This is a genomic window from Streptomyces flavidovirens DSM 40150 (assembly GCF_000429085.1).
GTDB classification, from domain to species: domain Bacteria; phylum Actinomycetota; class Actinomycetes; order Streptomycetales; family Streptomycetaceae; genus Streptomyces; species Streptomyces flavidovirens.
Window position 1 is genome coordinate 165,335 of sequence record NZ_AUBE01000007.1, and the last position, 12,014, is coordinate 177,348.

Annotated in this window: 10 protein-coding genes; 1 reads left to right on the plus strand and 9 read right to left on the minus strand. The window is 70.6% G+C overall.

The window, feature by feature from the left end; all coding sequences use genetic code 11:
• The first annotated feature begins 12 nt into the window (after positions 1–12).
• On the plus strand, positions 13–1,740 hold the full coding sequence (locus G412_RS0113875; protein ID WP_028812623.1) for a glycoside hydrolase family 6 protein: 1,728 nt from the start codon (positions 13–15) through the stop codon (positions 1,738–1,740).
• Positions 1,741–1,864: 124 nt separating this feature from the next.
• On the opposite strand, the gene G412_RS0113880 is transcribed toward G412_RS0113875, so the two are convergent.
• The 9 genes from G412_RS0113880 to G412_RS0113920 form a co-directional block, all read right to left on the minus strand.
• A complete protein-coding gene (locus tag G412_RS0113880) occupies positions 1,865–2,983 on the minus strand; it encodes a pectinesterase family protein (RefSeq protein WP_028812624.1) in 1,119 nt (372 codons plus the stop codon).
• A 49-nt stretch (positions 2,984–3,032) separates the two neighbouring features.
• A complete protein-coding gene (locus G412_RS0113885; protein WP_028812625.1) occupies positions 3,033–4,331 on the minus strand; it encodes a pectate lyase family protein in 1,299 nt (432 codons plus the stop codon).
• Positions 4,332–5,177, minus strand: a complete 846-nt coding sequence (locus G412_RS0113890; protein WP_037648759.1) for a rhamnogalacturonan acetylesterase — start codon at positions 5,175–5,177, stop codon at positions 4,332–4,334.
• Positions 5,174–6,508, minus strand: coding sequence for an ABC transporter substrate-binding protein (locus tag G412_RS0113895; protein WP_028812627.1), 1,335 nt, complete (start codon positions 6,506–6,508; stop codon positions 5,174–5,176). Before G412_RS0113895 ends, G412_RS0113890 begins: the two co-directional genes overlap by 4 nt.
• An 82-nt stretch (positions 6,509–6,590) precedes the next feature.
• Positions 6,591–8,132, minus strand: a complete 1,542-nt coding sequence (locus G412_RS0113900; protein WP_028812628.1) for a glycoside hydrolase family 43 protein — start codon at positions 8,130–8,132, stop codon at positions 6,591–6,593.
• On the minus strand, positions 8,129–8,977 hold the full coding sequence (locus G412_RS0113905) for a DUF6807 domain-containing protein (RefSeq protein WP_028812629.1): 849 nt from the start codon (positions 8,975–8,977) through the stop codon (positions 8,129–8,131). Before G412_RS0113905 ends, G412_RS0113900 begins: the two co-directional genes overlap by 4 nt.
• The gene (locus tag G412_RS0113910) at positions 8,974–10,125 is read right to left on the minus strand and encodes a Gfo/Idh/MocA family protein (RefSeq protein ID WP_028812630.1); all 1,152 of its coding nucleotides are present in this window, start codon (positions 10,123–10,125) and stop codon (positions 8,974–8,976) included. Before G412_RS0113910 ends, G412_RS0113905 begins: the two co-directional genes overlap by 4 nt.
• Positions 10,122–11,048, minus strand: a complete 927-nt coding sequence (locus tag G412_RS0113915) for a carbohydrate ABC transporter permease (RefSeq protein ID WP_028812631.1) — start codon at positions 11,046–11,048, stop codon at positions 10,122–10,124. The genes G412_RS0113910 and G412_RS0113915 overlap by 4 nt, the downstream gene beginning before the upstream one ends.
• Positions 11,045–11,971 carry a carbohydrate ABC transporter permease gene (locus G412_RS0113920; protein WP_037648761.1) on the minus strand — a complete coding sequence of 309 codons (927 nt, stop codon included), beginning with the start codon at positions 11,969–11,971 and terminating at the stop codon, positions 11,045–11,047. Before G412_RS0113920 ends, G412_RS0113915 begins: the two co-directional genes overlap by 4 nt.
• Between the last annotated feature and the right edge of the window lie 43 nt (positions 11,972–12,014).

Below are 12,014 nucleotides of genomic sequence, written 5' to 3' on the forward strand. Positions count from 1 at the left end.
GCACACACCATCATGAGCCGCATCAACGCGCCCTCCCGACGGCGCGGCGCCCTGATCACGGCCTGCGCCGTGATCGCGGCAGCCGGCGGGACCGCCGCCGCCCTGACCACCCCGGCCGGTGCCGCCGTTCCCGGCTGCACCGTCGACTACAAGGTCACCAACCAGTGGAACACCGGCTTCGGCGCCGCCGTCACCGTCACCAACACCGGTGACGCGGTGAGCAGTTGGAAGCTGGAGTGGTCCTACGCCGGCGACCAGAAGGTCACCCAGGGATGGAACGCCGACATCACCCAGGCCGGGTCGGCGGTCACCGCCAAGAACGTTTCGCACAACGGCACTCTGGCCACCGGAGCCTCCACCGGGTTCGGCTTCAACGCCTCGTACAGCGGAAGCAACGCCGTGCCGACGGTGTTCAAGCTGAACGGCGTCACCTGTAACGGCGGTCCGGGGGACCCGACCGACCCGCCGGGCCCGACCGACCCGCCCGGCGGCCGCGTCGACAACCCGTACGCCGGTGCCAAGGTGTATGTGAACCCCGAGTGGTCCGCCAAGGCCGCGGCCGAGCCCGGCGGCAGCAGAATCGCCGGCCAGCCCACCGGTGTCTGGCTCGACCGGACCGCCGCCATCGCGGGCACGAACGGCTCCATGGGGCTGCGCGCCCACCTCGACGAGGCCCTGAGGCAGAAGGGCACCGGCCAACTCGTCGTCCAGCTGGTCATCTACAACCTGCCGGGCCGCGACTGCGCCGCGCTCGCCTCCAACGGCGAACTGGGCCCGGCCGAGATCGACAAGTACAAGACGCAGTACATCGACCCGATCGCGGCGATACTCGCCGACCCGAAGTACGCCGGGCTGCGGATCGTGAACACGGTCGAGATCGACTCGCTGCCGAACCTCGTCACCAACACCACACCGCGCCCCACCGCCACCCCCAACTGCGACACCATGAAAGCCAACGGCAACTACATCAAGGGCGTCGGGTACGCGCTGAACAAGTTGGGAGCGCTCCCAGGGGTCTACAACTACGTGGACGCCGGCCACCACGGCTGGCTCGGCTGGGACGACAACTTCAGTGCCTCGGCCGAACTCTTCAAGCAGGCGGCGACCGCCGAGGGCTCCAGCCTCGCCAAGGTGCACGGCTTCATCGTCAACACGGCCAACTACAGCGCGCTGAAGGAGGACCACTTCACCATCGACGACAGCGTGAACGGGGTGTCCGTACGGCAGTCCAAGTGGGTGGACTGGAACCGGTACACCGACGAGCTGTCGTACGCCCAGGCCATGCGGGCCAAGCTGGTCTCGCTCGGTTTCGACTCCGGCCTCGGCATGCTCATCGACACCTCCCGCAACGGCTGGGGCGGCACGGCCAGGCCCACCGCGCCGGGAGCGCGGACCAGCGTCGACACCTATGTCGACGGCGGCCGCTACGACCGGCGTATCCACCTCGGCAACTGGTGCAACCAGTCGGGCGCGGGCCTCGGTGAGCGGCCCCGGTCAGCCCCGGCCGCAGGCATCGACGCGTACGTCTGGATGAAGCCGCCGGGCGAGTCCGACGGCTCCAGCAAGGCCATCCCGAACAACGAGGGCAAGGGCTTCGACCGGATGTGCGACCCGACGTACACCGGTAATCCCCGGAACAACAACAACATGTCGGGGGCGCTGCCGAACGCCCCGCTCTCCGGGCACTGGTTCTCCGCCCAGTTCCAGGAGCTCATGAAGAACGCCCACCCGGCGCTGTAGCGCCACCGGCGCGGCAAGGCGCCCCCGCACCACCGGCCGTGGACCGGTGGTGCGGGGGCGCCGTCACTCCGCCGTCACTCCGCCGTCCCCCCCCCCCGGCGTACAGCCGGCGCACTCGCCGGTGTCAGCCGGTGCGCGGGGGAGTCCAGTCGCCCAGGTAGGTCTCGCGCGTGTGCGCGCGGGCCCCTGCCGCCGTCAGTTGCGGCCGCTCGGCGGGGGCGGTGACGCGGGCGCCCGGCCCGTTGTTGCGGTACTCGGCGAAGCGCTGGTCCTGCCACGGGTGGGCGTCGCGCATGTTGGCGTACGGAACCGCGGCGTCGATGCCGGGGCCCAGCCAGGTCTCACGTACGACCAGGGAAGGCCGGGCGGTGGTGTCGGAGCTCGGCACCCACGGGCGGGCGAGCTTGTACGCCCGGTCGGGTGCGGCGCTGGTGACGCGGCAGCGGGTGGCGAGGTAGCCGAGCGCCGTGGCCCTCGCTGTCGAGGGGGCGAAGACGAAGCCGTACGGGGTGAAACCGACGTCCCGGTCGAGGGTGTGGAAGCGGCAGTCCTCGAAGACGGCGGTGGCCCGGCCGAAGACGAAGTCCACGTCGCCCTCGATGTGGCAATGAGCGTAGTACTGGCGGGCCGTGACGCCCAGCGAGCGGGTATCGGCGTACAGGGTGTCCTGGTGGCCGAGGAAGCGGCAGTGGTGGAACGCGCTGCGGTCGCCCAGGACGCGGATCGCGACCGCCTGGGTGCCCGAGGTGATGTCGGGGTGCTCGGCGCGCAGCCAGTCGTTGGCGAAGGTGACCCGGCGGGCGGTGAAGCCGTCGGCCTGCACCAGGGTGGTGGCCGACCCCCCGGTCCCGTACGGCGTGCCGTCGGGCTTGAGCGTGCCCGCCGCGTTGTCGTACACGATGACCGTGTTCCGGGGGTCGGCCGCCGCACCAAGCAGGGTGAGTGAGGTGCGGTCGGCGGGAACGGTCACTGTCTCGCGGTACGTCGCCGGGGCGAGTACCAGCGTCCAGCCTGCGCCTGCGGCCGCGGTGACGGCGGCGGACACGGTGGTGTGGTCACCGCGGCCGTGCGGGTCGACGTAGAGGGTGCGGGGTCCGAGGCGCCGGGTCGGGGACCCGTAGGGGCCGAACGGCCGGGGGGCGGCAAAAGCGGGCCGGGCGCCGGTGAGCGCGACCGCGGCGCCTGTGCCGAGGCCGGCGGCGGTCAGGAGTGCGGTGCGGCGGGTGGGGTGGGGGCCGGGCATGCGGGGCTCCTTGGCGCGGAGGGGGCTGAGGGGGCTGTGGGCGGGGAGGTCAGCGCCGGCGGGGCGCGCCCGCGTTTTTGGTGACCAGCGCCGGGACGGCTCGCGGGGCGTCGACCCGGGTGCGCAGCACCGGAGTCCAGCCCGCGCCCGCACGCAGCGGGTTGCCGGGGTTCGCCGCATTGTGCGCGGCCAGCAGATCCACCGGTTGGCCGTTGACGTGGTTGCCCCGCACGGTGACCGGCGCGTCCTTCCACTTCTTCAGGATCTTCGCCGCACTCACGCCGCGCGCCAGGGCGAAGGTGTTGTTCTGCGCCACCAGTTGGGACTCCAGCCCGATGCCGAAGCTGTACGCGTACCCCCGCGCCGCCACCACGAAGTGGTTGTTGTACGCGTCGACCTGGCCGAACCGCACGCGCGGCGCCCGCTCGACGACGTCGCGGAACAGGTTGTGGTGGAGGGTGACGCGCAATCTGCCCCGGTCGGTCGCACCCGCTCTGTCGCTGTTGCCGATCATCAGGGTCTTGTCGTGGTCGGTGAAGGCGTTCCAGGAGACAGTGACCAGGTCCGCGCCCCTCACGACATCCAGCTCGCCGTCGTGCTGCTGAAACAACTGGCCGTAGTAGAAGGGCTGTTCGCTGTCCGGCCGGCGCCCGTCGGTGAACGTGTTGTGGTCGATCCAGACATGGGTCGAGCCGTACACGACGAGGTTGTCGTACTCCGAGTTCCAGGCGCCACTGTCCCCGTCCGTGGGGTCCCACTGCGGGAAGCAGTCGAAGGCGTCCTCGAAGGTGAGGCCCCGGACCACGACGTTGTCGGCGTCCTTGATCTGAAGCGACCCGCCGAGCAGGCGCGCGCCGCGCCCGAGGCCGAGGATCGTCGTATTGGCCGGGACGTACGCCTTGATCTGCTGCGCCTGCGCGGCGGCCGAGGCGGCGCGGGCCTCCTCCTGCGGGCCGGAGGGCGGGGCGGTGCCCCAGATTTTCGGGTCGTACGCCGCCAGATACGCGTCCAGGGTGTAACCATCGGTGGCGAAGTCCTCGCAGCTCCGGCCGCCCATGCCGTCGAGCGTGCCGCGCACCTTGATGACCTTGGGCGCGTCGCCGCCGTCCTTGAGGGCCTGCTTGAACTCGTCCCAGGTGGTGACGGTGTACGTGTGTGCCGCGTCGGCCCCGGCACCGCCCGTGGTGCCGCCGTCGGCCGACGCCCACCCGTCGTTCGCCGGAAGGACGTGAGCCCCGCGCGCCGGTGAGGGATGAGCGGGCGCCGCCGGGGCGGCGGCGAGCAGGCCGGGCGTCAGCGCCGCGACGGCCAAAGCCATGAGGCGTGCGGGGGAGGTGGGTCTGCGCATTTACGGCTCCTCGTGCCAGGTCAGCCAGGTCTCGGGAATGTCCGCACTCAGGCGACGCAACTCGTGCGCGCCGAGTACCTGCTCGCTCTCCAGTGCCCGCGCCGTCATCCGGGCCACCTCGATGGCGCCGGGCGGATGGAAGTGGGTGTTGTCCGCCACGCCGTCGGGGTAGTTGGGGGACTCGCCCGGCGCCAGCCAGTGGAAGTACTTCTTGCTCGGCTCGGGCCCCAGCTTCTGCCACAGGGCGAGCGAGAGCGCGGCGATGTCGAGCAGCGGTACGTCCTGCTCCGCCGCGAACGCCCGCACAGCCTGCGGGTACGCGCCGTGCGTGGCCACAGCCGTACCGGCCGCGTCGAACCGCCGGCGCTCCACGGACGTCAGCAGCACCGGAAGCGCACTGCGGGCCCGCGCCCCGGCGACGTACTGGAGCAGATGCTCCTGATAACTCGTCCACGGTTCGGTGTACCGGGTGGGGTCTTCACGCTTCTGGTCGTTGTGACCGAACTGGATGAGCAGGAAGTCGCCCGGCCGGATCGCCTCCAGAATCGGCGTAAGCCGCCCCTCGTCGATGAAGCTCTTCGAACTGCGGCCGTTCACCGCGTGATTCGCGACCCCGAGGTGCTCGTGCAGGAAGAAGGGGAGCGCCATGCCCCACCCCGTCTCGGGTGCGGCCGAGACCAACTTGTCGGCGGCGGTGGAGTCTCCGGCAACAAAGACGGTACGCATACGGTGAGGTCCTCGGCTCCTTCGGGATTCCTGAGCGCCCGCCGCGGCCGGCGGGGTGCCGGCCGCGGCGAGCGGCAGCGCGGCGGCGGTCGCCGCCAGGACGCGCCGACGGCTGATCACTTGTTCTGCTGCTTCCGCTCGGCCTGCGCCTCGTTCAGCTCACCGGCGAGCTTGTCCAGGAAGGCCTCCGGCGTCGACTTCCCGAGCAGGACCTTCTGGAACTCGGGCTCGTTGCCGGCCTTGGTGATCCCGTTCCAGTCGGGCAGGTAGTACGGAAGCTGCACGATCTTCGTGCTGCCGTCGGTGAGGGACCGGGCGGCGAGCTTCGTCGGTTCCGACTCGCTGATCCAGGCGTCCTTCGCCGCGTCGGTGTTCGCCGGGATCGCGCCGGCCGCCTCGTTCCACTTGCTGTTCGACTCGTGCGACGCCGCGAACTCGATGAACTTCCACGCCGCGGCCTTGTTCCTGCTCGCCTTGAACAGGCCGAGACCGTCCACCGGGTTGGACACCTGGACGCGCACGCCGCCGGGCCCGGTCGGATTCGGGATGCCGGCGAACTTCTCCTCACCCAGCGCCTTCACGTGGTCCTGGTAGGAGCCGAGATTGTGGCTCAGCATCCCGATCGTGCCGGAGTCCCACTGGGCGACCATCTTGGCGAAGTCGTTGTTGACGTCGGCCTCGGGCGTCGTCTTCTTGTACAGCCCGACGTACTTCTCCAGCGCCGCGACGTTCTTCGGATCGTCGACCGTGGTCCTGTCGCCGTTCCAGAACGTGGTGATGCCCGACTGCCCGTACATCGCGTCCAGCGCCTGCGCGACCGAACCGGCCCCGCCGCGAATCGTGTACCCGAAGGCGTTCTTGTCCGCGTCGGTCAGCTTCCCGGCCGCCGTGTAGAACGCGTCCCAGGTGGTCGGCGCGCCCAGCCCCGCGGCCTTGAACAGATCGGTCCGGTACCAGAGCGTGCCGTTGTTCGCGGACGTCGGTACGGAGTACATCTCGTCGCCGCGCCCGCCGGCGGTCCTGACGCCCTCCACCATCGACTCGACCAGCTTGCCGTTCAGCGACGAGTCCTTGATCCGGTCCCCGACCGGCTCCAGCGCGTCCTGCGCGACGATGCCGGAGAGATACGCGGTGCCCACGCCCCCCACGTCCGGCAGCCCGCCGCCGGCGATCGCCGTGTCGTACTTCGACTGCACATCGGTGATCGGGATCGGGACGTACTTGACCTTGATGTCCTTGTTCGCCGCCTCGAAGTCCTTGATGATCTCCTTCCAGACGGCGGTGCGGGGTCCGCCGTTGTTGTCCCAGAAGGTGATCTCGCCCTTGCCCGACCCCTCGTCACCCGTGCTGCCGCTGCCGTCGTCGCCGCAGGCCGCGGCGGTCAGCGCCAGCACGGTCGCCATGGCGACCGCGGCGGCGGCCCGCCCCTTGCGCCTGGTGGAAGTTCTCATGGGCTGCTCTTCTCTCTCGGTGTGCGTCATCGCGTCTCGCTCCTCGTCGGGTGTTGCGTGTCGTGCCGGGCGCCGGTGCCGGTCAGGCGTTGATACGGAAGTCGCTGAAGAGGGCTGTGCCGGCGGGCCCGGCTCCGGGCGGCGCCGTGGCGAACAGCGCGAGCTGCGCCCCGACCCAGCGCCACGGCACGGCGGCGAAGACCTCCCCCGAGGGGCGTGGCCCGTCGCCCGTGTCGGCCGAGAACCGGCAGCGCGCCCTGGCCGAGACCTCGATCCGCAGCCGTGCCCGCCCTCCGTCGGGCACGGGCCGGCTGTACTCCGCGTCCCGTTCGCTGTCGGCCACCGTCTCGGCGTACCGGTGCACGAGCCGCAGGCCGCCGTCGGCGTCCCGCTCCAGGCCGATCCAGGAGAAGGCGTCGCCCAGCACCGCGAACCCGGCCTTCGCCCCCACTGCCCGGCTGCCGAGCGTCAGGTCGACCGTCGCGGTGAACTCCGGTGCCGGGAACCGCTGCACCAGCACGTTCGCCACCCTGCGCAGGTCGTGCGCGTCGGCCGTCCGTACACACGTCGTCAGCAGCCCGTCGCCGGAGTGCGGCACGGTCCATCCGGCACGGGGTTCGGCCGCCCACTGCCACTGCCGCCCGTAGCGCCCGCCGGGGAAGCTGTCGTCGCAGACCGGAGCCGTGACGGGCTGCGGCGGCAGATCCGGCTTCCGGTGTACGGACACGGGTTCACCCGCGTCGCCGATCACCGGCCACCCCCCGCCGGTTTCGCGGGTCCAGCGCATCGGCTGGAGGTGTACCACGCGCCCGTACGCCCCGCGCGCCTGGAAGTGCAGGAACCAGTCCTGCCCGGTCTGCGTGCGCACCCAGCCGCCCTGGTGCGGACCGTTGACGCCGGTGCGCCCCTGCCGCAGGACGACTCTCTCCTCGTACGGCCCGAAGAACTCGCGCGACCGCAGCGCCCCCTGCCAGCCGGTCTCGACGCCTCCGGCCGGTGCGAAGATCCAGAACCAGCCGTCGTGGCGGTACAGCTTCGGGCCTTCGAGGGTGAACCAGCCGGGGATCAGATCCCCGTCGACGATCACCTTCCCCTCGTCGAGCAGAGTGCGCCCGTCCGGGCTCATCCGGTGGCCGGTCAGCCGGTTCTTCACCCCCGAGCGGGACTTCGCCCACGCGTGCACGAGGTACGCCTCGCCGCTCTCCTCGTCCCACAGCGGGCACGGGTCGATCAGTCCCTTTCCCGCCTTCAGCAGATGCGGCTCGGTCCACGGCCCGCGGATGTCGCGCGCACTGATCTGGTGGATGCCCCGGTCAGGGTCCCCGTAGAAAATCCAGAACCGGCCGCCGCTGTACCGCAGGGACGGCGCCCACACCCCGCAGTCGTGGCGTGGCCCGCCGGACTCGCCGGCGGGGTCCAACCGTTCCAGGGCGTGCCCGATCAGCGACCAGTTCACGAGATCACGTGAGTGCAGCAGCGGCAGACCCGGCACCCGGCCGAAGCTGGACGCGGTGAGGTAGTAGTCCTCGCCGACCCGCACCACATCCGGGTCGGACCAGTCACCGGCGAGCACCGGATTGCGGTACGTGCCGTCCCCCTGGTCGGCGGTCCACGCCCGGCTCACGCGCCCACCGCCTTACGGACGTACGCCGCCGCGGCCGCGTGGTCCAAGGCGCCGTCGGCCACGACCGTGACCAGGCGGCGTACGACCGTCTCCCCGGCGGGGACCGGCAGCCGCTGTGCCCAGGCGAGCGCCGAACCCACTCCCGGATACTCACCGGTCCGTACGAACCACGGGTCGCGCCGGGTCCGCGCGGTCGCCCCGGCGAAGACCAGCGTCCAGCCGTCGCCTGCCAGAGCCAGCCAGTCGGCGGTCCGCCCGTGCACGGCGGCCTCGCCCTCCCCGGCAGCGGTGAACGCCAGCGGCGCCGCTGCCTGCTTGGGCGCCCGCCAGAAGAAGCCGCCGTACCCGGCGCCCGCCCGGCCGTTGGTGGCCGGGCTGCCGATGGACAGGTCGCCGCCCGAGGTGTTGGTGAGCGAGAACGTGAAGTCCAGCGCCCACGCCACGTCGTCCAGCTCGGTGGCCGCGACCGTGCGGTGCTCGCGCAGCAGCTCGTCCGTACCGTCCGGGCCGGCCCGCCAGCTCAGCTCCTCCACGAAACCGTCCGGGTCGCGCAGCTTCCACCCCTGGTGCACCTGGACACCGTGGTTGTCGAGCTCCACGGACCCCTGGCCGCGTACGTAGGTCCGCCCGCCCCAGAAGTTGGCGCCCGCCACATCGGGCACGGCGATCCCCGCCCCCAGATGATGGACGTGGTCGTCGGGCATCTCCTCGGTGACCGGCACTCCGCCGAGCGTCGAGACGGGATGCAGGTACGGGCGCTCCGAGAGCCGGGCGGCCAGCACGGGAGTGAAGACGTAGCGGCCGACGGCACGTCCCGAACAGCGCAGGACCAGCGTGGAGTTCACGGTGTGCTCACCTCGGTGACGGGCATCCAGGGGACGTCCAGTTCGGAGAAGAGGGTCAGGGTCTCGGCGCTCGCGGCGACCACCTCGTCCACACCGGTCACGATCCGGCGCGGAGCCGACGACTCGCCGGGCGCGGTGCGCCAGGCGGACGCCGGCAGCGGGGCCGGGTCGGGAGCGAGCCGAATCGCTTCGACGACCCGCATGAAAGCGCCGGTGAGCTCCGGAGGCACCAGAAGCGGGACATCCCCGGCGAGATGGCGGACCAGGTTCTCCAGCAGATCCGTCCTGCCGTACAGGACCTCCTGGGGGCCGTGCCCGGCGCGCTGCACCAGCACCCGGTCCTGCCGGTACCAGAAGGTGATCCGGCCGAGCTGGCCGTGGGCGACGACATACGGTTCACCGGACCGCTCGGCGCACAGCGTCGCGGCGGCGGTGACCGGAAGCCCGGTCGTCGTCGTGATCCGTACACAGGAAGTGTCGTCGGACTCGATGTCATGGGCGCGCAGCAGCTCCGACTCGATGCCGGCGACATCGTCCGCTTGTGAACTCCCGCTCACGGCAAGGGCCGTGGCGACCGCGTGCGCCAGCGGATTGGTCAGCGCCCCGTCCACCACGTCCACGGCGCCGATACGGCGGCGGCCCGACCACGGGGCGCGGGTGAAGTACGCGGTGTCCCGCACCCAGGCCCCGGCGGCGCCGACGCCCAGCAGCCGGCCGATCGCCCCTTCGGCGATCAGTTCGCGGATCGCGGGGACGGCGTGCGAGCCCAGGGACTGGAAGCCGACCTGGCAGACGGTGCCGGCCGACCGTACGCCTTGCGTCATCCTCTCGAACTCGGCGTACGACGGCGCGGGCGGCTTCTCCAGCAGCAGGTGCACACCGCGCTCCGCCGCCGCGAGCGCCAGGTCGGTGTGGGTGTGGATGGGCGTACAGACGATCGCGATCCGGGCGCCGGTGGAATCCAGCAGCGCCCCGAAGTCCGCGGACTGCTCGGGTTCGCCGAAACCTTCCAGCTCGTCGGCGGTCAGCGGCTTGAGCTCGCATATCCCCGCGAGCCGGGCGAGACCCAGCTGTTCGAGACGGCGGACGTTGACCAGATGGGAGCGGCCGTGACCGCGCGCCCCAGCCAGTACGACGGGCAGGCTCATCCCTTCACCGCCCCCGCGCTGAAGCCGGTGATCAGCCACTTCTGGATGAAGGCGAACACGATCACGACCGGTACGGCGGCGATGACACCGCCCGCGGCCAGCGCTCCCAGGTCCACGCTGTCCGCGCCGATCAGGGTGTTGAGGCCGACCGGGATCGTCTGCTTGTCCTGCTCGCTGAGGAACATCAGGGCGAACAGGAAGTGGTTCCAGCTGTGCACGAAGGCGAAGGAGCCGACAGCGATCAGACCCGGCCGCAACAGCGGCAGCACCACGGCGCAGAACGCACGGAAGCGCGAACAGCCGTCCACCCAGGCGGCCTCCTCCAGGGAGACCGGCACATTCTTGATGAAACCGCTGATGAGGATGATGGACAGCGGCAGCTGGAAGACCGTCTCCGCGATGATCACGCTGCCCAGCGAATTGATCATCTGGAGGTTCTTGAAGATCTCGAAGAGCGGTACGAGCATCAGCGCGCCCGGAATGAACTGCGAGCACAGCAGCGCCAGCATGAAGCCGTTCTTGATCCGGAACTCGAACCGAGCGAGGGCGTAGCCGCCCGCCAGCGCGATCCCGGTCGTCATCACCAGCGTGGCGACTCCGACGATCATGCTGTTCTGGAAGAACATCCCGAAGCTGCGCTCGTTCCAGACCTTCTCGAAGTGCTCGAAGGTCAGTGGCCAGGGAAGCAGCGCCGTGGATCCGGCGGGCCGCAGCGCGAAGAGCAGCATCCAGTAGAACGGGACGAGCGTGAAGAGCAGGTAGAGGGCGAGCGGCAGATAGATCTGCCAGCGCGGTACGTCGTCGAAGGCCCGCTCGCGCCGGGACGCGCGCCCGCGCACGCGCCGGCCCGGCGGCGCGGGGGCGTGGGCGACGGCGGACGGTGACGCGGGGGAGGAGCCCTTTTCCGCGAGTGCTGCGGTCACTTGGAGTCGCCTCCGAACTTGCTCAGACGCAGGTAGAGGATCGAGCAGAAGAGGAGGATCACGAAGGCGACCGTGGTCAGCGCCGACGCGTAACCGAAGTCGTGGCCCTCGATGCCGGTGTTGGCGACGTAGAGCGGCAGTGTGGTAGTCACGCCGGCCGGCCCGCCGCCGGTCAGGGTGTAGAGCAGGTCGACGTTGTTGAACTCCCAGACCCCGCGCAGCAGCGTGGCCAGGACGATCGCGTCCCTCAGGTGCGGCAGGGTGATGTGGAAGAACTGCCGTGCCCGGCCCGCCCCGTCGACCGAGGCCGCCTCGTACAGCTCCTTCGGGATGGACTGGAGATCGGCGAGGATGAGGATCGCGAAGAACGGGACACCGCGCCAGAGTTCGGCAACGACCGCCGCCCAGAAGACGGTGCCGGTGTCGGAGAGCACCGAGGTGCCGTACGAACCGATCCCCGCGTCCGCCAGGTAGCGGCTGACGCCGGTGGACGGGTTGTAGAGCAGCATCCAGATAGTGGTGGTCAGCACCCCGGAAACGGCCCAGGGGGAGAAGACCATCGCTCGGGCGATGCCCCGGCCGACGAACGTCTGGTTGACCAGCAGCGCGAGGACGAGGCCGAGAGCAAGCTGCAGGCTCACCTGCACGACGACCCAGCGGGCGCTGAAGCCGAGCGTCGTCCAGAACTGCGGATCGTCGGTGAAGATCCGGATGAAGTTGTCGAAGCCCGCGAAGCCGTTGCGCCACGGCTTGGTGACGTTGTAGTCCTGCAGGCTGTAGTAGAAGACGCTGATGACCGGATAGGCGATGAAACCCAGCATCAGCAGGCCGGCGGGGGCGATGAGCAGATAGGGGAGACGGCGGGGTGGTGCTCCCGCGCGGCGACCCGGCGCCCTGGGCACTCTGGCCACGGCTGAGGCCATGACTGCTTCTCCGTTCTCGGTGCGGGGGTGAAGCGCTTTCCGG

What these genes read in the sequence shown, in the direction of transcription:
- G412_RS0113875 (WP_028812623.1), top strand. Translation starts at nt 13, where the DNA reads ATGAGCCGCATCAACGCGCCCTCCCGACGGCGCGGCGCCCTGATCACG.
- G412_RS0113880 (WP_028812624.1), bottom strand. Translation starts at nt 2,983, where the DNA reads ATGCCCGGCCCCCACCCCACCCGCCGCACCGCACTCCTGACCGCCGCC.
- G412_RS0113885 (WP_028812625.1), bottom strand. Translation starts at nt 4,331, where the DNA reads ATGCGCAGACCCACCTCCCCCGCACGCCTCATGGCTTTGGCCGTCGCG.
- G412_RS0113895 (WP_028812627.1), bottom strand. Translation starts at nt 6,508, where the DNA reads ATGAGAACTTCCACCAGGCGCAAGGGGCGGGCCGCCGCCGCGGTCGCC.
- G412_RS0113910 (WP_028812630.1), bottom strand. Translation starts at nt 10,125, where the DNA reads ATGAGCCTGCCCGTCGTACTGGCTGGGGCGCGCGGTCACGGCCGCTCC.
- G412_RS0113920 (WP_037648761.1), bottom strand. Translation starts at nt 11,971, where the DNA reads ATGGCCTCAGCCGTGGCCAGAGTGCCCAGGGCGCCGGGTCGCCGCGCG.